We start from the raw sequence: 24,024 nt of genomic DNA on the forward strand, positions 1-24,024 counted from the left end.
GCGGTGCGGAGCAGCGGGCCGGCGGTTCTCAAAGGATCACGAAGTCGGGAGGCGGGTGGCGGAGGAAGTCGTGGTGCGAGATGTCCCAGCCATAAGCGCCGGTGCGGGCGAAGACCAGACGGTCGCCGACTCGCAGCCGCGCGACGTGCTGGCCGCGGGTGAGGACGTCGCGCGGAGTGCACAGCTCGCCGACCGCGTCGACCGGGGTGTCGGTGATGGCGGGCCGGGGATAGGGGCGGTCCCAGGTGTCGATCGGAAGGACGGTGAACGGATGGCTGTAACCCCAGGCGGCGGGCAGCCGGAAATGATGGGTGCCGCCGCGCAGCACGGCGAAGGTGCGGCCGTGGGTGGTCTTCAGGTCGAGGACCTCGGCGGTGTAGTAGCCGGCGTCGGCGGCCAGGTAGCGGCCCGGTTCCAGGATCAGCTCGACGCCGTCCGGGACGGTCACCCGGGACAGCGGGGCCAGGTCGATGCTGGCGGGGGAGGTGTAGTCGACGCCGAGGCCGCCGCCGGCGTTGACCACGCGGAGGTTCAGGTGGTGGCGGGCGGCGGTGGTGAGCGACCAGTCGAGGGCGTCGCGGAGGAAGCCGGCGTGCGCGGCGCCGTCCAGGTTGTTGGAGACCGCGTGCAGGTGGAAACCGATCACGGTGAGGCCGGCCGGGATCGCGTCGAGGACGGCGGGGAGCTGGCTCTCGTCGATGCCGAACGGGGTCGGGGTGCCGGTCATGGCGTGGCTGCCGGTGACGCCGACGGTGCTGCGGTTGACCCGCAGGCAGATGTCGGTGCGCAGGCCGAGACCGGCGAGGCGGTCGAGTTCGTGGCGGCTCTCGACGTTGAGCAGGGCGCCGGCTGCCACGGCGGCGGCCAGCTCGGCGTCGGTCTTGGCTGGGCCGCCGAAGACGATGCGGCGGGCGCCGGCCTGGACGGCGAGGGCGAGTTCGCCGCCGGAGGCGACCTCCAGGCCGTCGCAGGCCGCGGCGAGCGTGTCGACGACGGCGCGGTGGCCGTTGGCCTTCACGGCGTAGAGCAGCGTGGTGCGCGGCGGCAGGGCCGACCGCAGATGATCAGCCTGCCGGCGCAGCGCGGCGGTGTCGTAGAGATAGGCGCAGGCGGGCGCCGGCAGGCGGCGCAGCGCGTCGGCGACCGGCCCGGGCGGCTCAGCCATGGAGCGGGTTCTCCACCGGGAGGTAAAGGTCGCCGTCGCCGGCCAGACGCATCCGGACCAGGGCTTTGTGCGGGACGGTGGGCGCGGTGAAGGCGGCGTGGTCGGCGCGTGCCTCGGGCGAGTCCAGCGCGTCGTAGGTCTCGTCGACGACGTCGCGGACGATGCGCCAGGCGGTGGTCTCGCTGAGGGAGAGGAGGAGGCCGAGTTGCAGCACGATCTCGCCGAGGTGGGCCTGGAAAGCGGTGTAGCCGAGCTTGGCGCGCATGACAGCCGGGTCGTCGGTGCCGACCACCGAGCCGGGCCACAGGTCGACGCGATGGCCGGCGGCGGCGAGGCGGGGCAGGTGCAGGCGCAGGCCGGCGAAGTCGCGCAGGGCGAGGCGGTGCGGGTGTCCGTTCGTGAAGGTGGGGAGGCAGTTCTGCAGATGGGCTTCGAGGGCGACGCCGCGGGCGGCCAGGCGCAGCAGCGGCGGGAGCAGCAGGCGGGTGTAGTCGGCGAGCCAGCCGGCCGGGCCGCCGCCGTGCTGGTCGACGAGCTCGGGCAGGCGGTAGGGCAGGGCGCTGCCGGGGATCGCCTCCTCGCCGGCCGCAAGGCGGCCGGTGAGGCCGTCGCGCAGGATGGCGGAGAGGTCCCGGCCGGAGCCGGCCGGGACGGCGGCGCCGGCGGTCTCGGCCATCAGCAGCAGGGACGGCTCGTCGGCGGCGAGACGGTGCAGCAGGGCGGAGACGGCGGGGCCGTTGCGGGTGCTGGCGACCGAGATGCTGCGGCGGGTGGAGGTGACCTGGATGTCGAGGGAGACCTTCACGTAACGGCGGGTGCCGTCGGCGGCCGGCGGGAGGAGCAGGGTGCGCAGCGCGGCGGTCGGGACGGCGTCGAGGTGGCCGTCCAGGTGGCGCAGCGTGCCATCGGCGAAGAGGGCCTGGTAGCGCCGGGTCACCAGGGCCAGCTGCCAGGCGTGGACCGGTTGGAGGCGGTAACCCGGCGGGACTGGGGAGATGCCCGGATACAAAGCGCCGAAATCGTCGCCGAGGTGGGCGTCATCGCGGACCGCGATGAATCGGATCTCGGTGTGCCCGGCCTCCAGGTCGTGGGCCAGCACGTCGCAGGTGTCCCAGCCGAGCCGGGTCCGGCCGCACGGGTGCAGGTTGTGACCGGAGATGGCCAGCCGTTCGCCGGCGATGGCCGATTCGTCGGCGTCACCGCCGGGCACCGGGCCGGGCCGGGCCAGCGCGATCGCCAGGTTGATCACCGCGTTGCGGATCTCGGCGGCGAAGGCGGGTGCGTCGATGGCGAGCAGGTCGGCCGGATCGGCCACGCCGGCGCTGTCGAACTCGACGCGGTGGAAGGCGTGCCGGGTCCCGCCCCGGTGGTCATCGGTGAGACCCTCCCGGGCGAGGGCGCCGCGCAGCCGCCGTCCGACCGTCTCCGCGGCGGCCGGCAGGTGGTCGAGGAAGCCGGCGACCAGGTGCGGTGCGTGCACGGCGAGGGCCGCCTGGGTGTGCGCGGCGGCCGCGGCGAGCCGGCCGGTGGTGAGGCTCGAGGTCATGCGTGCACCGCCATCGGGTTGGGCTGGAACGTCCAGATGTCGTCGAGCGGGTCGGCGGCGAGGCGCATGGCGGTGGTCGCCTTGATCGGCAGTGGCTCGGTGAGCAGCTCGGGGACCTGGCGCAGGCCGGCGGCGACGATCGCCCAGAGCCGGTCGGGTTCGGCGCCGTGATGGGCGGCGAAGGCGTCGACGAGCTGGCCGGCGACGGTGCCGAGCGCGGCGGCGGCGAGCTTGGTGCGCAGCGTGGCCGGGTCGTCGGTGAGCAGGTCGCCGTGCAGGTCGAGGCCCAGCTCGCGGCTGACCCGGACGCCGCCCAGGTCGCGGTAAAGGATCCGGACCGGGCGGCGGTCGCGGAGCACGACCAGGGTGTTCTGCCCGTGCGCCTCCAGCGCGACGCCGCGGGTGAGCACGGTGGCGAGCGGGGTGAACAGGAGGTCGGTGAGCTGGGCGAGCCAGGCGTACGGGTCGTCGACCGTGCTCAGGAAGTGGTTGGTGAAGATGCCCAGCGGCACGGCCTGCTCGCCGGGGGCGAGGCGGGGCGCGCGGCGCACCAGGTGTGCCAGGCGCCGGTCCGGCCCGTGCTCGGTGATCACCGCGCCGGCCTCGGTCTCGGCGAGGATGTCGATCGGCAGGTCCGCGGTGAGCCGCTGCAGGGCGGCGGAGAGGATCGGCCCGTTGTGCACCGCCGCTGGGGAGACGGTGCGGACCGCGGAGGTCATCTGTACGTCGACGGCGGTCTTGAGGTGTGGGCCGCCGCTGACCGGGGCGACCGTGCGCAGCGACATCAGCGGCCGCATCGGCCGGGTCGGGCCGGCGTCGGTCAGCCACGGGTACTGCTCGCGCAGCCGGGCGGCCTGCCACGGGTGGGCGTAAAGGACCGGCTGGGCGGCGCCGTGCCAGCGCTCGGCCGGGACCCGCAACCGGCGCAGCCGGATCACCGGGCGGTGCTCGGGGGCGTAGGCCAGGACGTCGGCGACGGTCATCCCGGCGCGGGTGCGGCAGCCTGGGTGCAGCGGGTGCCCGTCGGTCTCGAACTGCTCGATCCGCCCCAGGTCGGTCTCGGTCAGCGACGGCCGGACCGCGTTGGCCCGGGCCAGGGCGAGGTTCGCGACGCTGTTGGCGACCTCGGTGACGAAGGGGGTGCCGGGCCACAGCTTGGCGGTCAGCTCGACCGGGTCCATGTCGGCGTAGACGGCGCCGGGCAGCGGCTCACGCTCGATCGCCAGCCGCAGCCGGCGCAGGATCGCCGCGCGCGCCCCGGGCAGTGCCGCGTCGTAGCGTTCGACCAGGTCGGGGCGGAGATTTTCGAGCTCCGCGCGGGTCTGGGCCGGGTCGGCGGTGGGGGTCGGCTGCGGCACCCCACCATTGTCGCGTTGATCCGCGGACGTGTGTGGTCCAGGGCGTCGCGAGGCGAGCGACGACACATCCCGCTGCGGGGTGTCGCGGGCGAGCGACGACACACCCGGCCGCAGCGTGTCCTGGGGCGAGCGACGACCTTCAGCCGCAGGGTGTCGAGGGGCGAGCGCCCGGCGCGCTCAGTGGACGAGCAGGGCGGTCAGCAGCTGGGTCAGCCAGGTCCGGGCCGCGTCGGTGTCGCCGTCGAGGAGCAATTGGACGGTCACCCCGTCGTAGGCGGCGATCACCGCGCGGGCGGCGGCCGGCACGTCCGGCAGTTCCAGCGGCATGGTGGCCAGGCGCTGCTCGATCGCGGCCCGGAGAGCGGCGCGGTGCTCGGCGAGCCGGCCGGCGACCTCCGGGTTGCGGGCGGCGTGCAGCAGGAAGTCCGTCTTGATCAGCAGCCAGTCGCGGTCGAGCAGCAGGGTGTCGGCGACCCGGGCGATGACCGCGGGGAAGTCCGGGTCGGGATCCGCCAGCGCCGCGGTGACCTGGGCGGCGATCAGGTCGGCGCGGTCGTCGTAGAGGGCGAAGAACAGCTCGTCGAGGCTGGCGAAGTTCGAGTAGAAGGCGCCGCGGGTGTAGCCGGCCGCCTCGCAGACCTCCTCGATCCGGGTCTGGCCCCAGCCCTTGGCGGCGAACACTTGCAGGGCGGCGTCGAGCAGCCGGCCGCGGGTCTCGGCTCGTCGGCGGGTGACCATGCCGCCGAGCATAGCCTTTCCATACATTCGTGTATCCGATACATTTTCGTATCGGAGTGGTCTGGATCACCGTGGGGAGTTGCTGTGGACGTCATCGTGGTGGGCGCGGGGCTGGCCGGCCTGGCCGCCGCTCATGAGATCACCAGCGCCGGGAAACGGGTGATCCTGATCGACCAGGAGAACCCGGCGAACCTCGGCGGCCAGGCCTGGTGGTCGTTCGGCGGGCTGTTCTTCGTCGACAGCCCGGAGCAGCGGCGCGCCCGGATCAGCGACAGCGTCGAGCTGGCCTGGAGCGACTGGCGGGGCAGCGCCGGCTTCGACCGGCTCGACGACGAGGATTCCTGGGCGGTCAAGTGGGCCCGGGCGTACGTCGAATTCGCCGCCGGCGAGAAGCGGTCCTGGCTGGCCGGCATGGGGTTGAGCTGGCTGCCGTTCGCCGGCTGGGCCGAGCGGGGTGACCTGCGCGCGGGCGGGCACGGCAACTCGGTGCCGCGCTTCCACATCACCTGGGGCACCGGCACCGGCGTGGTCGAGCCGTTCGCCGCCTCCGCGCACCGCGCCGCCGAGCGGGGCCTGCTGGAGTTCCGGCACCGGCACCGCGTCGACGAGCTGATCGTCGAGGCCGGCACGGTGGTCGGCGTCCGGGGGAAGGTGCTGGCCGACGACGACAGCGCCCGCGGCGTCGCCTCCAACCGCGACGAGATCCAGGACTTCGAGGTACGCGCGCAGGCCGTGATCGTGACGACCGGCGGCATCGGGGCGAACCACGACCTGGTCCGGCAGTACTGGCCGGAACGGCTCGGCACCGCCCCGCGGACGATGATCACCGGGGTGCCGGCCTACGTGGACGGCCGGATGCTGCAGATCGCCGAAGACGCCGGGGCGCGCCTGGTCAACCGGGACCGGATGTGGCACTACACCGAGGGCATCCGCAACTGGGACCCGATCTGGCCCGGGCACGGCATCCGGATCCTGTCCGCGCCGTCGCCGATGTGGTTCGACGCGCTCGGCCGGCGGCTGCCGCAGCCGTACTATCCGAGCTACGACACCCTGGGGACGCTGCGCTACCTGCGGACCACGCCGGATCTGGCCGAGCACGACCACTCCTGGTTCATCCTCACCCAGAAGATGATCGAGAAGGAGTTCGCGCTGTCCGGGTCGGAGCAGAACCCGGACATCACCGCGAAGGACCGTAAGGCGTTCCTCAAGGGCCGGATCATGGGCAAGGGCGCGCCCGCGCCGGTCGAGGCGTTCAAACGGCACGGGGCCGACTTCGTGGTCGCCCCGACGATCGACGAGCTGGTCGCCGGAATGAACAAGCTGACCGACACGCCGCTGCTGGACGCGGCGCACGTGCGCGGGCAGATCGAGGCCCGCGATCGGCAGTTGGCCAACAAGGTCACCAAGGACGCGCAGGTCCAGGGCATCTACAACTCGCGGCGCTACATCGGCGACAAGATCGGCCGGACGTCCACGCCGCACCGGATCCTGGACCCGGCGGCCGGCCCGCTGATCGGGGTGAAACTGCACATCCTGACCCGCAAGACGCTCGGCGGGATCCAGACCGACCTGGACTCGCGGGCGATCGGCCTGGACGGGCAGGTGCTGCCCGGCCTGTACGCGGCCGGTGAGGTGGCCGGGTTCGGCGGCGGCGGCGTGCACGGGTACAACGCGCTGGAGGGTACGTTCCTCGGCGGTTGCCTGTTCAGCGGCCGCAACGCCGGTCGGCACGCCGCCCGCGCGCTGTGATGCCGGCGGGGGTGGCCCGGACGAGCGCGCCCGGTCCACCCCCGCCGTGGTTGCTCACGGCCGGTACAGGTCCGTGGTGAGCCGGCAGGCGTCCGGCGCGGCGGTCACGTTGGCGAACTGCTGCCAGCCATCGCCGATGTCCCGGCCGGAGATCGCCCACGCGTTGTCCCACTCCCGCTGCCGGTACTGCAGGAAGTCGCCGTCCTCCTGCAGGCCGAACATGGTGTTGCCGCCGGGGGAGACGACACCCCTGGTGAACTGCTGCCAGCCGGCGCCGAGCTGCTGCCGCTTGGTCACCCAGGTGCGGGTGTTGGTGTCGAACCGGTAGCGGTAGAACTTGCCGTCGGCGGCGGCCCGGGCGAAGAGCACCCCGGCGTCGGCGGCGATCAGCAGGTCGTACTGGCCCCAGTCGCCGTCGATGGTCTGGTTGATCGGCCAGGTCGAGGTGTTCTCGTCGAGCCGCGACCAGACCAGGTTCCCGGCGCTGTCGATCCGGTAGAAGTCGCCCTGCCGGTCGACGGTGATCTTGTCGCGCCAGGCAGCGTCCGCGTACATGGCGAACTGGGTGCCGAGCGACCCGGCCGGGTACTTCCAGCGGTCCGTCTCGCCGCGCCAGACGTACTGGTAGAGGCCGCCGCTGTTGATCCCGTAGACCCGGCCGCCGGGGCCGGCGAGCACCCGGCCGAACTGGTTCCAGCCGGCGCCGATGACCGAGGAGGACCAGGTCGTGGTGGTGGTGCTCGGCTGGGTCAGCTGGTAGAGGGTCAGGCTGCCGTCCGGCTTGGCGGCGAAGATGCTGGCCGGGCCGGTGCAGTCGGTGGAGCGGGCGGTCGAGGTCAGGCCCAGCCCGTTGGGTACCTTCCGGAGCGGGTTCTCGCCGGAGCTGCTGATGGCCGACAGCGTACTGGTGCCGGAGGCGCGGGTGACCATCGTGGTCGAGCCGCCGCCGTCGAGGCTGATCGCGTCATCGGCGCCCAGGCCGAGCATGATCTCGCGCATCTGTGCGAAGGTCGCCCCGGTCGACTCGTCGCCGTCCGCGGCGACCAGCCAGATCTTCCTGCCGTCGGCGGAGAACCCGAGGGCCGTGCGCGCCCGGGTCGTCGTGTTGGTGATCGGCTTGGGCGCCGGCGCCCCGTCCACCAGCAGGATGTAGTCCGGGTGCGCGCCGAGGACCACCTGCGCGGCCGTCGGCGGCTGCTGCGGCACCTGCTCGTTGTTCTGCTCGACCGGCCGGTAGTTGACGGTGACCGCCGCGCCGACGGTGAGGTCGTTGAGCCGGTCGATCCCGGTGCCGGTCCCGACCAGCACGATCGAGCCGGGCTGGACCGCGCCACCGAGCGTGGCGTTCCGCTCGCTGCGCCTGGTCACCTTGCCCCCGCTGATCACGACCTCGAGCCACGAGGTGGCCTTCTCGACCGTGCGTGACCGGTTGGCGCTGCTCCAGAGGTCGTTGTAGATGCCGACGCCGTTGGGGATCAGGTACGGCGAGTTGAGCTGGTCGGCCGAGAACGCCGCGTGGCCCTCGGGGGTGACGCTCGCCTGCAGGTAGATCTGGGCGAGTCGGGCCAGGGTCCCGGTGCCGTTCGAGACGAACGAGGCCACGTCGTTGTACCCGGCGCTCCTGGCGCGGGCGCCGCGCAGCTGCCCGTTCTTGATCGACGCGCCGTCGGGCGCGTTGGTGCTGATCGCCTCGTCGCGGGGATCCCAGAAGTCACCGTTGATCGCGGCCACCGACTTGGCGTTGGTCGCCATCACCTTCACGTCCTGTTTCTCACCGACCGACGGCGGCGACAGGTACTGCACCTGCAACGTCGGGGTGCTCAGGTCGGCCTCCACGACGTGTACCGGACGGGCCGAACCCGAGCCGGTCACCGTGCTCTGCCGCAGGCCCGGCGCGAGCGTGGTGGTGCCGGTGACGCCGATCGCGGTGACCGCGGCCGCTGCCGGGGTCGGCGCGGCGGCGCCGGAGGCGAGCAACACCGGCAGCATCACGACGGCGGTGCGGCGCCATCGCGATGCGGCCAGCAAGGGGTGTGACAGTGCCATGAAGATCCTTTCCCCGTACCCCACCCGAAAGACTGATCCACAGTGTTGCCGCGCCGGGAGGGGCGATACAGACAGCGGCGGAATTCGATCTTAGGAGAGGCGGTCGAGGGATCGGCCGGAGGCGCGGGCAGGTAGGTTCCGGGGCGGCTGCGTGGTGCGCGGCCGCGACGCGGGGCGGCACCCGACCCGCTCGTGCTGACCAGGGAGGACCTGTGCCGGAACAGCCGACGCTGGAGGAACTGATCACCACGTGCCGGGCGGTGTCCGGCTGGTCCTGGCGGGCTGCCGACCTGCCGGCGCTCGCCGCCCGGCTCGGCTGGCAGCTGCGGTGCGCCGGGCTCGACTACGCGTCCGCCGACGCGCCGTGGCCGGGCGGGGAGCAGGCGATCAGCGTCCTCTACCACCGGCACGCCGTCGACCGGGTCTCGTTCGCCCTCACCCTCCCGATCGACAGCATCAGCGCCGACCTGGCCGCGGCCGGCGCCCTGCTCGGCGAGCCGGCCTGGGAGTCCGGCGGAATCCGCGGCTGGCCGCAGTTCACCATCCGGCCCCGGCCGCCGCAGACGGTCCTGGACTGGAGTCCGGCCGAGGCGTACGAGGGTGACCCGGCCACGCTGGCCGAGACGTGGGAGCGGCTGCACGTGGTGCTGGCCGACATCGACAGCGAGGGCGAGGAGAGCGACACGCTGATCCTGTCCCACGGGCCGTACTACGTGCAGGTGCAGTACACCGCTGACCAGAAATTCGTCGAGGCGGTCGCCGACTGCTACCTGCCCGGTCAGCACCGGTACACCGGCGCCCAGCTGGCGCTGCTGCACCAGCTCGGCTGGCAGCCACACGACTCGGCGAACTGGTCGGGCAGCGGCCTCCACGGCGAGCTTGCCGCGGTGTTCGTCCGCACGCTGCGCGACGTGTTCGGCGCCGGGTCGGCCAGCGAGGTGACCGCGCGCCGTTTCGACGTCGAGGGCCGCCGGGAGTACTGAACGCCGCGCGCCCGGCGCCGGTTCATCGGCGGCGGTCAAATTGGCGCCGGTCGCATGCTGTCGGCTCGCTGTCAGCCGGGTCCGCCCCGCAGGCGTTTCCGTAGGGGTGAACCGAGAGGACGGCGAACCCATGCGCGAGAACGTCACGAAGCTGCCGCGGATCCGGGTCGACGACGTGGTCGCGGCCCTCGGACCGGACCTGCGACCCGGGGCCGACCAGGTCGGGGTGGACGACGCCGGGCTGGTCCGGGTCCGGGTGACGGCCGGGGGCGGGGTGTCCGCGGTCGAGATCGCCGGCCGGTTCGCCGGGGTGGACGCGCTGGCCGCGGCGATCCTCGGGGCGTACCGGCAGGCGCTGCTGAAGCGGATGGCGGCCCGGCTGGTCGGCGGCGCCGGTCCGGACCCGGCGCCGCCCCGCGACGACGCGCCGGGGCTGACCGACGAGCGGTGGCTGGACTGGGTCCGCGACGCCCTGGACCGGGCCGACCGGCAGCTGACCGCGATGGGCCGCGCCCGCCCGGCCGCCGAGGAGATCACCGGTCCGGACCGCTTCGTCCGCGTCCGCGTCGCCGGCGGCGTGGTCACCGACGTCTTCATCGACGCCCCACGCGCCGCCGAACGCTCCCCGGACGCGGTGGCCGCGGACGCCCGCTCCGCTCTCGACCAGGCCGCCCACACCTGAGCCGGCCACGATCGCACCCCGCCGAAGCAGTCGAAGCACTCGAAGCAGTGGAAGCGGCGTCGTCGTTGCCGGTGGGCGGGATGCGGGGCAGCGCCCCGGGCAGCGCCCATTCTACTCTCGGCCGTGAGTCACCGAGGAGGTCGAGACGGATGACCACTCTGTACGAGTTCGCCGGCGGCGACGAAGCCCTGCACCGCCTGGAAGAGTTGTTCTACGACAAGGTGCTGGCCGACCCGGTGCTGCGCCGCGTCTTCCCGATCCGCCAGCCCACCCACGTCCGTCATCTCACCTGGTTCACCGCGGAGTCGTTCGGCGGCCCGGACCGGTTCACCACCGGCCCGGGCTTCCAGTACCTGATCGACGTCCACCGGAACCTGAAGATCACCGATGCGGAGCGGGACCGGTTCGTCGCGCTCTACCTGGAGGCGGTCGACGAGGCCGGGCTCCCCGACGACCCGGCTTTCCGGGCGGCGATCCGCGAGCACGTCGAGTTCGGTGTGCGGGTGGCCCAGCAGAACTCGCACGCCGAAACCGACGAGGGGCTGCACCCGATCCGCGCGGTGCCGGCCTGGACCTGGCCGGGCTAGACCGCCAGCAGTTTGGCCTCCACCTCCGGGTCGAGGCCGACCGCCGGCCGGTCCGTACGCTTCGGGGCCTCGCCGGGCAGCGACCGCAACCACGCCCAGGTGTCCTCGACGGTCTCCCGGACCGGGCGGCACCGCAGCCCGGCCGCCAAGGCCTTGCGCACGTCGCCCTGGTGCATGAAGTCGTGGCCCTCGCCCGGCGGCAGCCAAATCGGCAGGTCGGTCCACGGCTGCACGCCGGCCGCCAGGATCGGCTCCGGGTCGGTCCAGCGCAGCTCGGCCCGCCCGCCGGTCACCTCCGCGGCCGTCTCCAGCAGCTCGCCCATGGTGGTGTGCCCGGACGGGCTGACCAGGTTGACCGGGCCCTCCGTGCCGATGTTGGCGAGGATGAACAGGGCCAGGTCGCGCACGTCGATGTACTGCAGCGGCAGGTCCCGCGGGCCGGGCGCCAGGGTGGGACCGCCGCGGTGCAGCCGGGTGAGCCACCAGGGCAGCCGGCCGACGTCCTCGTGCGGGCCGAGGATCAGGCCGGCCCGGGCGAGCAGCACCGGGCCGCCGAACGCCGCGGTCTCCCGCTCGGCGCGCAGTTTGTCGCCGGCGTAGCCCGGATCGTCCAGCGGGGCCAGGGGCGCGTCCTCGGTCATCCGCGCGGTCCCCGGCCAGAGATAGACCGAGCGGCTGCTGACGTACGTCAGATGTCCGGCACGGCCCGCGAGCGCGGTCGCGGCCGTGCCCACCGCGGACGCCTCCGCGGACCAGGTGTCGATCACCGCGTCCCAGGTGCCGGGCCCGAAGTCGGGCGTGCCGAGCCGGTCGCCGACCAGCGTGGTCACGCCGGGCACCGGATCGCGCTGTCCGCGATTGAACACCGTCACCCGGTGCCCGGCCGCGACCGCTTCCGCCGCGAGCACGCGACCGACGAAACCACTGCCGCCCAGGATGAGAATCCGCATGCGGCCGAGCCTGCCGGATGGACCGGCCCGGCCCCAAACGGATCTGCTGACGGCAGAGTCAGTCGCCGAGGAAGGTCTCCACGGCCTCGACCACCAGCGCGTGGTCCTCGGCCTGCGGGAGGCCGGAAACGGTCACCACGCCGACCACCCCGGCGCCGGGCACCCGGATCGGGAACGCGCCGCCGTGCGCGGCGTACCGGATCGGCTCGACGCCCATCGCCTCGTTCAGCTCGCGGCCCTTGGCGGCCAGCTCACGGCCGATCCGGTAGGACGACGCGGCGAACCGGTACACCACCCGGACCTTGCGCTCGATCCAGGTGTCGTTGTCGGCGGTGGACCCGGGCAACCCGGCGTGGAACAGCTGCTGCTGGCCGCGGCGGATGTCCACCGCGACCGGCAACCGGCGCTCGGTGGCCAGGTTGACCAGCAGGCAGCCCAGCGCCCAGGCGTCGGCCTCCTCGAAGCGGGGGAAGACCAGGCGTTTCTCCTGCTCCTCCAGATCGGCGATCAGGTGCTGCAACTCGTCGCTCATCACTGCATTCTCATCTGGTCGACACCGAGCTTGACGATCAGGGCCAGCACCACGACCAGCAGCACGATCCGGACGAAGCCGGAACCCTTGCGCAGCGCCATCCGGGCGCCCAGGACCGCGCCGGCGATGTTGCAGACCGCCATCCCGGCGCCGAGCCACCAGTGCACGTGCCCAGTCGCCGCGAAGACGATCAGCGCGCCCAGGTTGGTGCCGGTGTTGACCAGTTTCGCCATCGCCGAGCCGTGCACGAAGTCGGCGCCGACGATCGTGGTGAACGCCAGGACCAGGAACGTGCCGGTGCCCGGCCCGATCAGCCCGTCGTAGGCGGCGATCAGCCCGCCGGCCACCGCGACCGCCACGCCGCGGCGCAGCGGGGTGCGTTTCTCCATGTGCTCGGCCAGGCCCATGGCCGGGCGCACGGTCACGAAGACCGCCACGGCGATCAGCACGACCAGCACGATCGGCCGATAGACGGTCGGCGAGACGTGCCCGGCCAGCAGCGCGCCGCAGCCGGCGCAGACCAGGGCCAGGGCCGCGGACGGCCCGGCCACCCCCCAGTCGATTTTGGTACGCCGGGCGTAGGTGATCGCCGCGGTGCTGGTCCCGCAGATCGCGGCGAGCTTGTTGGTGCCCAGCGCGGTGGGCAGCGGCAGTTGCGGGGCGGCGACCAGCAGCGCCGGCAGCAGCAGCAACCCGCCACCGCCGACGACCGCGTCGACCCATCCGGCCGCGGCGGCCGCCACCAGGAGCGTGACGATCACTTACGGCCGCGCACCTTCTGCAGCCAGAGACCGAAGCTGGCGCCCACGATGAAGATCAGCATCGTGCAGCAGAGGGCCTTGGTGAACATCGGCTCTCCTCGTGGTCAGGGGTGTTCCTCCCGCTGGAGGTTACACAGCCCGCTGACCACGTCGTCCCCGGCGGCCAGCAACCGGTCCAGCTCGGCGGCGTCGCGCAGGCTCAGGTAGACGAAACTGGCCTGCCCGTCGACGATGTCCAGGGCCGGGCGGCGCACCTGGTCCAGCCGGGCCAGCAGCTCGCCGGTGACCAGCGGCGCCAGGCTGCCGGACAGCTCGGAGCCGGCGCCACCGGGCCGCGGGTCGACGTGCAGGTCTCCGGTCAGCTCGGGCGCCTCGATGGTGACCACCAGGGAGAACGCGTTGGTGCCGTGATCGTTGCCGAGCCGCGACTTGAAACCCGAGTCGACCAGCGCGACCAGCACCGCCGCGCTCGCCTGCCGCTGCCGGAACCGGCCGTGCGCGGCGCCGCGCTGGCGCAGGCCGGGCAGCGCCGCCATCCGGCCCACCGGGACCGTCGGGTTTCCCGGCGGGTCCCAGGTCCAGCGCCGTGCCTGCGCCTGCTCGCGCAGCTGGCGCACCCCCTGCCCGGAGGTGCGCAACTTGCCGATCTCCTTGCCGGCCATACCGAAGGCCATCACGCCTCGCACGATGATGGCGCCCAGCCCCACCGCCGCACCGATCACAGCCCAATCCATGCCGCGCTCCCTCCGGTCGTGCATTGATCTGTACCGGATGCGGTCAACCCGGACTCATCGCCGCCGGTTAGGGTCGGCGGGTGCGCCTGGCCACCTTCAACCTGCTGCACGGCAGGTCGCTGTCCGACGGCGCGGTCCACGCCGACCGGGTCCGCGCCGCCGTCGCCGACCTCGACGCCGACGTGCTCGGCCTGCAGGAGGTGGACCGGGCGCAGCCGCGGTCCGGCCTGCTCGACCTGACCGCGCTGGCCGCTGACGCGCTCGGCGCGCCGGTGCACCGGTTCGCCGCCGCGGTGGTCGGCACGCCCGGGCAGACCTGGCAGCCCTGGCACGCCGAGGCCGACGCCGCCCACCCGCAGTACGGGATCGCCCTGGTCAGCCGGTTCCCGGTGCAGCGCTGGCAGATCACCGAGCTGCCCGCCGCGCCGATCCGCTCCCCGGTGCTGACCGGCGAGGGGCTGCTGCTGCTCAAGGACGAGCCGCGGGTGCTGCTCGCCGCGGTGCTGGAGACCCCGCACGGGATCGTCAGCGTCGGCACCACCCACCTGTCGTTCGTCCCGGGCTGGAACGTGCGGCAGCTGCGCCACGCGGTCCGCGCGATGCGGGCGCTGCCGGCGCCGCGGGTGCTGCTCGGCGACCTCAACATGCCGGTCGGCCCGGTCCGGGCGTTCAGCGGGTGGCGGCCCCTGGCCCGGGCGGCGACGTTCCCCAGCGGCACGCCGCGCACCCAGCTCGACCACGTGCTGGTGGATCCGCGTGGCGCGACGGCGCTGGGCCGGGTCGTGCAGGTGCGCACCCCGCATCCGCCGGTCTCCGATCACCGGCCGCTGGTGGTCCGGATCGACCGCTGAATCCGGTTCGCATTCAAGATCCGTCACGGTACGGTCCGCGCCATGCGCCTGCGTCTGCGGCACCTCACCGCCTCCGGACACGTCGGGCTCTGGGGCTGCGCGCTGATGACCGTCGCGTCGCTCGTGGCCTTCCTGGGGGATCCGCGGACGGCGGCGTGCGGCCTGCTGTTCTTCGGCTCCGGCTGCGCCTTCATGGTCTCCGTCTGGCGTCGCGAGGCGATCACCGAGGCGACCGCCGGGACCACCGGGCTGGTGCTCCACCTCGCCCGGCACGACCTGCCCGGATATCGGCGCATGGTGGCCGCGCTGACCCCGCTGCGCGGCTCCCGGGCCGCCGCCGCGCTCGCCACGCTGGCCGCCTGCGACCGGGCGCTGGACGGGTTGTTCCTTCACGCCCGCCGCCGCGAGCTCGACGGGCTGCCTTCGGCCGGCGGCACGCCGCCCGCGCCCGGTGGCACGCCGCTGGGCTGGGCGCTGGCCAGCCTGCATCCGGACGGGCACGTGCGTGCGGCGGCGGTGGCCGCGATGTGCCGCCGGCCGCGGGTCGAGTTCGCGCCGTTCCTGGTCGAGCGGGCCGTGGATCACGTCGGCGCGGTGCGGGCGGCCGCGCTGGCCGGGCTGCGCACGATGCTGGCCGACGAGGCGGCGTGGCGGCCGGTCGCCGGGTCGTATCGGCGGGTGGCCGGGCGGCGGCATGCCGCGGCGCTGGCCGGGCTGCTCGGCGCGGCGGGTGGAGGACCCGCCCTCGAGCCGGTCTGTTGCCGGCTCCAGGGCGTGTACTGCGGCATTCCCTTCGGGCCGTCCTGCGACTTCGTGGACCAGCAGCGACTGCGGCGCGACGCTCCGGGCGTGTCACGAGCGGGCTGAGCGCGACTCGCGGCGGGACCGCTCCGGGCGTACCAGGAACGGGGTGAACGCGACTCGCGGCGCGACGCTCCGGGCGTACCGGAAGCGGGGTGAGCGCGACCAGCGGCGAACCCGTCAGCGGGCGGCGGGTTTGGCCGGTCGCAGGTAGACGTCCTCCAGGCCGTCCTCCGGATCCCACTGCTCGCCGATCTTCTTGAAGCCGAAGCCCTTGATCGTGGCCCGCGAGCCGACGTTGTCCGGGCGGATGCTGGCGCGGACCGCGGTGACCCGCGGGTCGCCGTCGGCGCGCTCGAGCAGGGCGCGCAGCATCGCCTTGGCGTAGCCCCGGCGGCGGTGCAGCGGATCGACCGAGTAGGCGACCTCGACCACCCCGTCGGCGTCCGGCGGGCCGTGGAAGCCGCCGTGGCCGACGACGACGCCGTCCGGGTCGGCGAGCGCGGCCCGGGCGATCCAGTCGGCGGCTTCCGGGTTCTTGGCGATGTCGTCGCGCCGGATCTGCCAGAGCCAGTTCTCGTCGACCAGGTACTGGCTCAGCGGGGTTCCGGCGGCCTGGCTGGCGGCGTCCAGGTCGCCCTCGATCAGGGCGGTGAGGGCGGCGGGGGGCAGCTTCACGAAGCGGATGGCCGGCATGCGGCGATGATCACACACCGTGCGCGAACGCCGCCATTTCCATTGCGCACAACTAAATTGCGCGCTACTGTTCTGGGCATGCGGGAGAGCACGGCACTGGACCAGATGATCTGCTTCCAGCTCTATGCGGCCAGCAGGGCGATGACGGCGCTCTATCGGCCGCTGCTCGACCCGCACGGGCTGACCTACCCGCAATATCTCGTCCTGCGGGTGCTCTGGCACGACGGCCCGACTACCGTGCGTGACCTCGGCCGGACCCTGCACCTGGACAGCGGCACCCTGTCGCCGCTGCTCAAGCGCCTCGAGACGCAGGGTCACCTGACCCGCAGCCGGGGCGCCGACGACGAGCGGACCGTGCTGGTCAGCCTGACCGCGTCCGGCACGCGGCTGCAGGACGAGATCGGTGATCTCACCCAGTCGCTGCTCTGCTCGGTCAACCTGAGCGTCGACGAGCTCGCTCAGCTGCACCACCTGCTCATCCGTGCCCGGAGCTGAATACCCGGCGCTCCACCCGGGCCGACAATCCCTCGAAAGGGGCACCTCCGCATGACCGCGATCTACACCGCGTCCGCGACCGCGACCGGCGACGGCCGCAACGGCCACGTCCGCTCCAGCGACGGCGTGCTCGACTTCGACCTGGCCATCCCGAAGGAGATGGGCGGCCCGGGCGGCGCGCTGACCAACCCGGAGCAGCTGTTCGCGGCCGGTTACGCGGCCTGCTTCCACAGCGCGCTCAAGCGGGTCGCCAGTGTGCAGAAGGTGACGCTCGCCGACACCGCGATCACCGTCGACGTCGGCATCGGCCAGCTGCCCAGCGGCGGTTTCGGCCTGTCCGTGGCGATCGAGGCGGAGCTGCCCGGCCTGCCCGAGGAGCAGGCCAAGGCCCTGCTCGAGGCCGCGCACCAGATGTGCCCGTACTCCAACGCCACCCGTGGCAACGTCGAGGTCCAGCTCACCCTCGCCTGATCCAAACCCGACAGCGGTCCGCGCCTCTGGTGCGGACCGCTGTCGTTGATTTTCGGTACGCGGTCAGCGCTCGGCTCTCCACTGCGGACGCCGCACCGATTACAGTCGCTGCATGTCCGTGGTGGCGATGGGTGCCCTCGAAGCCGCGGCCTGGGGTCTGCTCGGAGGGTTCATCGTCGAGGCCCTCGAATACTCGGCGGCGATCCGGAGGACCAAGGGCTGGCCGTGGCGGCGTCGCGGGGAGCCCGGACTCGGCCCGTCCCTGGTCGCCATCGCCCTGCGGCTGAGCGCCAGCGCCGGGCTGGCCGCCGCGGCCGGGGCCGGTGGGCAGGTGGCTGGGGCTTTCGGCGCGCTCGCGTTGGGGATCACCGCGCCTCTGGTCGTGGAGAAGATCCTGCAGCAGGCCGCGACGCGGTCGGTCGATGTCGGGGCGGCGCAGCCGCTCGCGGCGGGCGAGAGGGAGGCGTCCGATGCCCCGTGACGCCGGCTTCGGCCGCCAGCTCCTGCGCGCCCTGGCGCGGAACACGCCGGCCTTCAAGCCGGTCCTCATCGCCCGGGCGAACCCCTACCGGAGCCGCCTGCTCGACGCTGTGACTCGTCGCAGCCCCGCCTTCACCGGCAGCCCGACGACGAAGAACCTCGCCGGTGCCCGGATCGCGCGGATCAAGCTGCCCGGCGCCGACCTCGCCAAGGCGGACCTGTCCGGAGCCGACCTGTCCGGCGCCGATCTGACTCGCGCCAGTCTGATCGGCGCGGACCTGCGCGACGCCGATCTGACCGGCGCCGACCTCTCCGGTGCCTTGCTGATCCGAGCCGATTTGCGGGACGCCCGCCTGCGCCGGGCCCGTCTGAACCATGCCGACCTGGCCCATGTCGACGCCTCGCGGGCCGACCTGACCGGAGTCGATCTCACCCAGGCGCGCCTGGTCTTCGCCCGATTCCCACAGGCTGACCTGACCGATGCCCGGCTGACCCGGGCAAGCGCCGGCTTCGGCATGGATCTGACCGGCGCCGTACTGCGTGGCGCCGACCTGACCGAGGCGGATCTGGGCATGGCTGATCTGACCGGAGCTGACCTGACCGGGGCGCGACTCGAGTCCGCCGAGCTCGGCGGTGCTCGGCTGAGCCGCGCCGTCCTGATCGGCGCGCACCTGAGCCGGGCCGATCTGGAGGGAGCGGTCCTGACCGGTGCCGACCTGCATCTTGTGCGGGGCGAACGGGTCAACCTGCGCGGCGCCAAGCTGGGCGACGCCACGTTGCGTGGCGCCGCCCTGATCGATGCCACGCTCAGCGCGGCGGACCTGACCGCGGCGGATCTGAGCGAGGCGAGCCTCGAGCGGGCCGATTTGTTCCGCGCCGACCTGACCGAGGCCGTCCTGCACGAGGCCCGGCTGGTTGACGCCGGCCTTGCGGAGGCGAAACTGCTCCGAGCCAAGATGGAGCGGGCAGATCTGACCGGGGCAGGCCTCGCTTCGGCGAATCTGACCAGTGCCCGGCTCGCCGAAGCCCGACTCGACCGCGTCAACCTGTCCGGAGCCATCCTCAGCTGGGCCGACCTGACGGACACCAGCCTGGTCGACGTATCGGCCGGTTACGCCACGGTGTCCCGGGCGCGCCTGTTCGGGGCGGATCTCACCGGCGCGGTGCTCACCGGCGCGGCCCTCGTCGAGACCGATCTGCGGAACGCCCTGCTGCTGCAGACCGACCTGGCCGAGACGGATCTGCGCGGCGCCCGGCTGCGGGGGGCCCGGCTGCTCGACGTGACCAAGCTGGCCGACGTTCGCTGGGATATCCACACCGAGTGGCCGGTGGAGGTGGCCGACGAGATCCGGGACCGGTCCGAGGAGGTCGGGACGGGCGAGTTCCGGGTGGTGCCGCCGGCGATGCCGCCGGATCGGGACTTCGTGCGTCACTGAGTGGCCGGCACGGGAGCGGTGGGCGTACCGGAAATCTGCCGCACCTTCCCGGCCAGGTCCCGTCCCCCGGCGACGGGACCTGGCCGGCGGGGGAGCAGCTGCGGATCTTCGGGATCCTCCTCATCGTGGCCGGGTGTCCGATCGACACGGCTGTCGGACTGACCTTCGGCGGCGTCGCGGAGAGAACTCAGCCGGCCGCTGTGGTGCGGCGACGGCTGGACCGCGCGTGCCCGATGCTCTTCGGAACCCTCGGTCCGCCGGGTCAGCGGCACCCGGTGATCAGTCAAGGCGGCAGGTCGCAGGCCTCGGCGGCCTGGCTGCGGGCCTCGTCCGCCAGCGACGGGTAGCGGTCGGCGATGGCCGCGTAGACGATCGCGCGCAGCGCCGGAGTGGCCTGGGCGCGGCCGGCCCGGGCCTGGAGGCTGCCGCAGTCCTGGATGATGGTCTCGTGGCGCAGGTAGCCGACCATCCAGCGGCGTAGCGAGGCCGAGCCGGGATCCGGGTCGTCGCCGGCGGAGGCCGGATGACGGCGGCGGCGGAAGGCGAGTGCGCGCTCGGTCAGGGCCGGCTCGTCGAGAACCGGGACGCGGATGTCCAGGGCGGCGATCTCGCAGAGGATGGCGGCCCGCTGGACGTCGGCGGCGGCCCGGCGCTGGGCGGCGCGCTGCACCGATCGGTGGTGCCAGCGCTGCCACTGATCGCTGCTCTCGGCGGCCAGCACCCGGGCCCGCCGGAACAGCTGCACCGGGGGCGCGTGCCGCGTCTCCGGATGCGGGCAGAGCAGGTCGGGCTCGCCGAGAAACAGGCGGATCGCCGCCGCCGTCCAGCCGCGCTGGGCCAGGACGGTCCGGCTCAGGCAGCGCTCATCGCGAATGATGTCATGCCGCAACTGCATGCACGACAGCTTGTCATGGGGCAAGGATCCGCGGCAAGCCCCGGCTGGCCGCCGGCAGGATCCAAGGCGTGTCGTTCGATATCGGCGTGCGTCGCCTCGCCGCCGTCGGCATGGGGGTTCGGCGGGGGTCCGACGGCGGTCGTCGATCGTGCATCTCCGATTCGGACCGGCGCATGGCCGGGCCGCGGCGAGCGGCCCGGCCATACTCCGGGGTCAGCCGGACTGGGGCAGGTGCCGGGCGCGCTGCGCCTGCATCTCGGCGAGCTGCTCCGGCGAGAGTGCCGCCAACGCCTGCGAGCGGCGCCGGCTCATCTCGGCCAGTTCGTCCGGGCTCAGCGTGGCGGCCCACTCGGACCGTTGGCGCTGCATCTCGGCGAGCTGCTCCGGGGTGAGGGGTTCGGACATGGTCACCATCTCCTCGATCAATTGCAGGAACTCCGACGTCGACGGCTCGGCCATCCGGTCGAGCGCGCCGAGCACCCCGTGCAGACGGCTGCGCAGGCTGATCCCGCGCCGGATCCGCTCCTCGACCTCGGCGAGCTGCCGGCGCAGCAGCCCGACCGGGTCACCGGACGCCTCGGCGAGCGTGTCCCGGATCTCGGCCAGGCTCAGCCCGAACCCGCGCAACGCCAGAATGACGTGCAGCCTGCGCACGTCCTCGCCGGTGTAGCAGCGATGCCCGCCCGCGGTGCGGGCCGACGGCACGAGCAGGCCGAGCCGGTCGTAGTGGTGCAGCGCCCGCACGGTCACGCGGGTCGCCCGCGCCAGCTCGCCGACGCGCCACTCACGCGGGGAATCCGCCACGAAGCCTCCTTCTGCGGTGGTGCGTGCTCGACGCTAGGACCTGACGTGACGTCGGGTTCAAGTCCGCTTTGGCGATCATCTCGGAGGTGCGCCTTCTTGGCGAAGCCCCTTTTCTTTGACTCCGGTCAAGTAATGTCGCATCGTGGACGTCGAGCAGATCGAGCGGATCCGGGCCTTCAACCGCTATTACACCCAGCACCTGGGGCTGCTGACCGACAGCTATCTCGGTCAGGACCGGGCGCTCGGGCCGGCCCGGTTGCTCTACGAGATCGGGGAGCGGGCCGATCTGCGGGAGCTGCGCGTGCGGCTGGGGCTGGATGCCGGGTATCTGAGCCGGCTGCTGCGGGCGCTGCAGGAGCAGGGGCTGATCGCGGTTCGGCCGCATCCCGAGGACGGGCGGGTGCGGGTCGCCGAGCTGACCGAGGCCGGTCGGCGGGAGCGGGCCGAGCTCGACGAGCGGTCCCGGCGGGCGATCGCCGACTCGCTCGGCGGCCTGGACGAAGGGCAGCGGGCCGAGCTGGTCGCCGCGCAGGGCGCTGTCCACCGGCTGCTGCGGGTGGCGGCCACCACGATCACGGCGGTGGACCCGGCTGCGGCGGAGGCCCGCGAGTGCCTGCGGCGGTACGCGGCGGAGTTGGCGAAGCGGTTCCCGGAGGGGTACGACGCCGGCGCGCTGACCGAGCCGGATCAGGTGGACGGCACGATGCTGGTGGTCCGGGAGAGTGGGCGGGCGGTCGGGTGCGGGTTGTGGACGCGGCTGGGCGGTGGCGTCGCTGAGCTGCGGCACCTGTGGATCGCCGAGGACGCTCGGGGTGCCGGACTCGGTCGGCGGCTGCTGGGGGCCCTCGAGGCGGATGCCGCGGGGCAGGGGATCGTGGCGATCCGGCTGGGCACGCATCGGATGCTGACCGAGGCGATCGCGTTGTACCGGGGAGCGGGCTACACCGAGATCGCCAACTACAGCGGTTCGCCCTACAACCAGCTCACCTTCGAGAAGACCGCGCTCGGCTGAGTGGCCGCGCCGCCCGCAGGGCCGATCCTGAGAGCAGGCCGAGAGAGGCGGCGAGCGGTCGGCGCCTTACCGGGTCATTCCTAGAATCCTAGGATGCCTTAGAGGCAGTGCGGCAAGCCGCACCCAGCCCATAAAAAGCCGGCTTCGCCGACAGCCAACCAGAAACCCTTTGGCTCTGCGGTGGTGAGAGAAGCTCGGCACGGCAGGGGGTTGCACGGCGCTACGGCGGGTAGAGGCACGCGCGTCATCCGCGAGCGGAAGGAGGCCGCCCGGCGGCGCGCCGAGCCGCCGCAGGGGGCGCCACGGTGTCACTCCCAGCCGCAGCCTGGGGTGCGACGCCGTTACTCCCGACCGCCAGCTGGGGTGCGACGGCGTCACTCCCAGCCGCCGCAGAGGGTGCCACGGTGTCACGGCAACTGGCAGGCGTAAGACGGCCGCGGGCGTCGGCGGGCCCGGCCCGGCAGCGCGCAGAGAGTAGGACGGCGCGGAGCGGGGACCGCCGGGAAAGATGCGTCGAGACGATCCGGGCTGGCCGCCGGTCAGGGGCCCCAGTCCAGCTGGGCCTCCGGGACGCCGACCGAGCGCCCATATGCCACCGCTTCCTCGCGTGCTGCCGGGTCGCCTACCGCGTACCGAAAAATGCGGCCCGCGAAGACCACGACATGGTCGGCGGCGGCGCGGAAGTCCGCATACCACCCGCCCTCGGCGGCCAGGGCGGCGCTCAGCGCGGCGGCCAGCTCCTCGGCGCGGTCGTCGGGGGCGGAGATGTCGAGCAGCGTCCAGACCGGGGGCTGGCCCGGGCCGGGGGAGGTGATGGTGACCCGGGAGATGCGGGTCAGCTCGAGTCCCGGCACCGTCAGGGCGGCGCCGGGACGCAGGCTCTCGGCGAGGATTCGTCCTTTGACCATGCCGGTGATCCTGCCATCGGGATACGACAAAAGTCCGGCACGCGTCCCGGACCCGTCCCACGGGGCGAGGGCGAATGCCGGACCCGTCCGACCCGGGCGAGGGCGAATGCCGGACCCGTCCGACCCGGGCGAGGGCGAATGCCGGACCCGTCCGACCCGGGCGAGGGCGAATGCCGGACCCGTCCGACCCGGGCGAGGGCGAATGCCGGACGCGCCCCGGACCCGTGCCACCACGACGGGAGATCCGGCGGCGGGAACGGTGCTCCGAGGGCGAGGAGGTCAGGGAGCGAGGCAGAGGTCAGGGAGCGAGGCAGAGGTCAGGGACGAGGCAGAGGTCAGGGACGAGGCAGAGGTCAGGGACGAGGCAGAGGTCAGGGACGAGGCAGAGGTCAGGGACGAGGCAGAGGTCAGGGACGAGGCAGAGGTCAGGGACGAGGCAGAGGTCAGGGACGAGGCAGAGGTCAGGGGCGCGGGCGGACCCGGGAGGTGTCGTGCGGGCGGGACGTGTCGACGTACCGGGGCATCTCCATCTCGTCGGCGCGCAGCGGCGCGAGGGCCGTGTCGATGCCGGCCATGATCAGGCGGGTGGCCTGCATGGCCTGGGCACCGGGGGTGCCGGTGAGCGAGGTCAGATCGACCGGGTCGCCGAAGTTGACCGCGACGCGGGGGCGGTGCAGGAGCGCGCGGAGCAGGGCGCGGCCGATGTTCTTCGGGGCCTCGTAGGGCAGCACCGCATGCGCGCCCCACTGCGCGACCGGGACGACCGGTGCGCCGGTCAGGGTGGCCATCCGGGCGACGCCGGTCTTGCCGCGTTCGGGCCACATCCACGGGTCGAGGCCGATCCGGCCCTCGGGGTAGACCAGGACGGTGGCGCCGTCCTTGAGGGCCTGGGCGGCGGCCGGGAGGGCGTCGGCGACCTGGGCGGTGCCGCGGTCGACCCGGATGTGCTCGCAGGCGCGCATGGCGGCGCCGACGATCGGGGCGTCGAAGAGGCCGCCGGTCATCATGATCCGTGGGGCGAGGCCGGCTTTGTGGCAGGCCGCGACCATGATGATCGGGTCGCTGGGGCTGATGTGGTTGGCGGCCAGGATGATCGGTCCGGTGCGCAGCTCGGCGGGGACCTGGCCGGTGACCCGCAGCCGGCAGAACGGGAAGATCACCACGCGGGACAGGGCGAGCAGGAATCGCCACAGCAGCGGCGGTCGCCAGGTAGTCGACGTCTCCATAGGCGGGCCATGATGGCATGTCCGCGCAGCGGCAGCTAGCAGCCGGTCGGGGTGTCCGACCGCGGGCGGCGAGGCGGGCCACGTGGGGGATGCCGGCGGTTCGGGCCCGGGCGTGTGC

Annotated in this window: 25 protein-coding genes; 11 read left to right on the forward strand and 14 right to left on the reverse strand. The window is 73.2% G+C overall.

Going from position 1 to position 24,024, the window contains the following annotated elements; translation table 11 throughout:
- Window positions 1-28: 28 nt before the first annotated feature.
- The 4 genes from BJY16_RS29895 to BJY16_RS29910 form a co-directional block, all read right to left on the reverse strand.
- On the reverse strand, window positions 29-1,165 hold the full coding sequence (locus BJY16_RS29895) for an alanine racemase (RefSeq protein ID WP_185042883.1): 1,137 nt from the start codon (window positions 1,163-1,165) through the stop codon (window positions 29-31).
- Entirely contained in the window at window positions 1,158-2,711 is a 1,554-nt protein-coding gene (locus BJY16_RS29900; RefSeq protein WP_185042884.1) for an IucA/IucC family protein, read from the reverse strand. The genes BJY16_RS29895 and BJY16_RS29900 overlap by 8 nt, the downstream gene beginning before the upstream one ends.
- A complete protein-coding gene (locus BJY16_RS29905; protein ID WP_239177731.1) occupies window positions 2,708-4,069 on the reverse strand; it encodes an IucA/IucC family protein in 1,362 nt (453 codons plus the stop codon). The genes BJY16_RS29900 and BJY16_RS29905 overlap by 4 nt, the downstream gene beginning before the upstream one ends.
- A 177-nt stretch (window positions 4,070-4,246) precedes the next feature.
- Window positions 4,247-4,807, reverse strand: a complete 561-nt coding sequence (locus BJY16_RS29910) for a TetR/AcrR family transcriptional regulator (protein ID WP_203759134.1) — start codon at window positions 4,805-4,807, stop codon at window positions 4,247-4,249.
- A gap of 84 nt (window positions 4,808-4,891) precedes the next feature.
- Between BJY16_RS29910 and BJY16_RS29915 the strand changes: the two genes are divergently transcribed.
- A complete protein-coding gene (locus BJY16_RS29915) occupies window positions 4,892-6,556 on the forward strand; it encodes an FAD-binding dehydrogenase (protein ID WP_239177733.1) in 1,665 nt (554 codons plus the stop codon).
- Window positions 6,557-6,610: 54 nt separating this feature from the next.
- Here the strand turns inward: BJY16_RS29915 and BJY16_RS29920 are convergent, their stop codons facing one another.
- Window positions 6,611-8,602 carry a phosphodiester glycosidase family protein gene (locus BJY16_RS29920; RefSeq protein ID WP_185042886.1) on the reverse strand — a complete coding sequence of 664 codons (1,992 nt, stop codon included), beginning with the start codon at window positions 8,600-8,602 and terminating at the stop codon, window positions 6,611-6,613.
- Window positions 8,603-8,814: 212 nt separating this feature from the next.
- Here BJY16_RS29920 and BJY16_RS29925 point away from each other — a divergent pair, with 212 nt between their 5' ends.
- The 3 genes from BJY16_RS29925 to BJY16_RS29935 all read left to right on the forward strand — a co-directional run bounded on the left by BJY16_RS29925 (window position 8,815) and on the right by BJY16_RS29935 (window position 10,854).
- Complete coding sequence (locus BJY16_RS29925) at window positions 8,815-9,585, forward strand: DUF6301 family protein (protein WP_185042887.1); 771 nt, start codon at window positions 8,815-8,817, stop codon at window positions 9,583-9,585.
- 130 nt (window positions 9,586-9,715) lie between these two features.
- Window positions 9,716-10,267: a hypothetical protein gene (locus BJY16_RS29930; protein ID WP_185042888.1), complete on the forward strand. Its 552-nt coding sequence runs from the start codon at window positions 9,716-9,718 to the stop codon at window positions 10,265-10,267.
- Between the two features lie 149 nt (window positions 10,268-10,416).
- Complete coding sequence (locus BJY16_RS29935; RefSeq protein ID WP_185042889.1) at window positions 10,417-10,854, forward strand: group II truncated hemoglobin; 438 nt, start codon at window positions 10,417-10,419, stop codon at window positions 10,852-10,854.
- Here the strand turns inward: BJY16_RS29935 and BJY16_RS29940 are convergent.
- The 4 genes from BJY16_RS29940 to BJY16_RS29955 form a co-directional block, all read right to left on the reverse strand.
- Complete coding sequence (locus tag BJY16_RS29940; protein WP_185042890.1) at window positions 10,851-11,804, reverse strand: Rossmann-fold NAD(P)-binding domain-containing protein; 954 nt, start codon at window positions 11,802-11,804, stop codon at window positions 10,851-10,853. The two genes, BJY16_RS29935 and BJY16_RS29940, sit on opposite strands and share 4 nt — an antisense overlap.
- Window positions 11,805-11,862: 58 nt before the next feature.
- A complete protein-coding gene (locus BJY16_RS29945; protein WP_185042891.1) occupies window positions 11,863-12,336 on the reverse strand; it encodes a heme-degrading domain-containing protein in 474 nt (157 codons plus the stop codon).
- Window positions 12,336-13,097, reverse strand: coding sequence for a sulfite exporter TauE/SafE family protein (locus BJY16_RS29950; protein ID WP_185042892.1), 762 nt, complete (start codon window positions 13,095-13,097; stop codon window positions 12,336-12,338). Before BJY16_RS29950 ends, BJY16_RS29945 begins: the two co-directional genes overlap by 1 nt.
- 104 nt (window positions 13,098-13,201) lie before the next feature.
- On the reverse strand, window positions 13,202-13,831 hold the full coding sequence (locus tag BJY16_RS29955; protein WP_185042893.1) for a hypothetical protein: 630 nt from the start codon (window positions 13,829-13,831) through the stop codon (window positions 13,202-13,204).
- Between the two features lie 80 nt (window positions 13,832-13,911).
- Between BJY16_RS29955 and BJY16_RS29960 the strand changes: the two genes are divergently transcribed.
- Entirely contained in the window at window positions 13,912-14,682 is a 771-nt protein-coding gene (locus tag BJY16_RS29960; RefSeq protein ID WP_185042894.1) for an endonuclease/exonuclease/phosphatase family protein, read from the forward strand.
- A 42-nt stretch (window positions 14,683-14,724) separates the two neighbouring features.
- The gene (locus BJY16_RS29965) at window positions 14,725-15,549 is read left to right on the forward strand and encodes a hypothetical protein (RefSeq protein WP_185042895.1); all 825 of its coding nucleotides are present in this window, start codon (window positions 14,725-14,727) and stop codon (window positions 15,547-15,549) included.
- A gap of 114 nt (window positions 15,550-15,663) precedes the next feature.
- Here BJY16_RS29965 and BJY16_RS29970 read toward each other — a convergent pair whose 3' ends face one another.
- Window positions 15,664-16,179, reverse strand: a complete 516-nt coding sequence (locus BJY16_RS29970) for a GNAT family N-acetyltransferase (protein ID WP_185042896.1) — start codon at window positions 16,177-16,179, stop codon at window positions 15,664-15,666.
- Window positions 16,180-16,257: 78 nt separating this feature from the next.
- Between BJY16_RS29970 and BJY16_RS29975 the strand changes: the two genes are divergently transcribed.
- The 4 genes from BJY16_RS29975 to BJY16_RS47655 all read left to right on the forward strand — a co-directional run bounded on the left by BJY16_RS29975 (window position 16,258) and on the right by BJY16_RS47655 (window position 19,061).
- Window positions 16,258-16,674 (forward strand): MarR family winged helix-turn-helix transcriptional regulator, encoded by a 417-nt coding sequence (locus BJY16_RS29975; RefSeq protein WP_185042897.1) that lies wholly within the window; start codon window positions 16,258-16,260, stop codon window positions 16,672-16,674.
- 51 nt (window positions 16,675-16,725) lie between these two features.
- Complete coding sequence (locus BJY16_RS29980) at window positions 16,726-17,145, forward strand: organic hydroperoxide resistance protein (protein ID WP_185042898.1); 420 nt, start codon at window positions 16,726-16,728, stop codon at window positions 17,143-17,145.
- A 112-nt stretch (window positions 17,146-17,257) separates the two neighbouring features.
- The gene (locus BJY16_RS29985) at window positions 17,258-17,626 is read left to right on the forward strand and encodes a hypothetical protein (protein WP_185042899.1); all 369 of its coding nucleotides are present in this window, start codon (window positions 17,258-17,260) and stop codon (window positions 17,624-17,626) included.
- Window positions 17,616-19,061 carry a pentapeptide repeat-containing protein gene (locus BJY16_RS47655; RefSeq protein WP_185042900.1) on the forward strand — a complete coding sequence of 482 codons (1,446 nt, stop codon included), beginning with the start codon at window positions 17,616-17,618 and terminating at the stop codon, window positions 19,059-19,061. The genes BJY16_RS29985 and BJY16_RS47655 overlap by 11 nt, the downstream gene beginning before the upstream one ends.
- A gap of 283 nt (window positions 19,062-19,344) precedes the next feature.
- On the opposite strand, the gene BJY16_RS29995 is transcribed toward BJY16_RS47655, so the two are convergent.
- On the reverse strand, window positions 19,345-19,956 hold the full coding sequence (locus BJY16_RS29995) for a hypothetical protein (protein ID WP_185042901.1): 612 nt from the start codon (window positions 19,954-19,956) through the stop codon (window positions 19,345-19,347).
- A gap of 213 nt (window positions 19,957-20,169) precedes the next feature.
- The gene (locus tag BJY16_RS30000) at window positions 20,170-20,760 is read right to left on the reverse strand and encodes a MerR family transcriptional regulator (protein WP_185042902.1); all 591 of its coding nucleotides are present in this window, start codon (window positions 20,758-20,760) and stop codon (window positions 20,170-20,172) included.
- Window positions 20,761-20,902: 142 nt separating this feature from the next.
- Here BJY16_RS30000 and BJY16_RS30005 point away from each other — a divergent pair, with 142 nt between their 5' ends.
- On the forward strand, window positions 20,903-21,772 hold the full coding sequence (locus BJY16_RS30005) for a bifunctional helix-turn-helix transcriptional regulator/GNAT family N-acetyltransferase (protein WP_203759135.1): 870 nt from the start codon (window positions 20,903-20,905) through the stop codon (window positions 21,770-21,772).
- A 539-nt stretch (window positions 21,773-22,311) separates the two neighbouring features.
- Here the strand turns inward: BJY16_RS30005 and BJY16_RS30010 are convergent.
- Window positions 22,312-22,680 (reverse strand): hypothetical protein, encoded by a 369-nt coding sequence (locus tag BJY16_RS30010; protein ID WP_185042903.1) that lies wholly within the window; start codon window positions 22,678-22,680, stop codon window positions 22,312-22,314.
- A 461-nt stretch (window positions 22,681-23,141) separates the two neighbouring features.
- On the reverse strand, window positions 23,142-23,906 hold the full coding sequence (locus BJY16_RS47660; RefSeq protein WP_239177752.1) for a lysophospholipid acyltransferase family protein: 765 nt from the start codon (window positions 23,904-23,906) through the stop codon (window positions 23,142-23,144).
- Between the last annotated feature and the right edge of the window lie 118 nt (window positions 23,907-24,024).

Origin of the sequence: Actinoplanes octamycinicus, from assembly GCF_014205225.1 — a bacterium.
GTDB classification, from domain to species: domain Bacteria; phylum Actinomycetota; class Actinomycetes; order Mycobacteriales; family Micromonosporaceae; genus Actinoplanes; species Actinoplanes octamycinicus.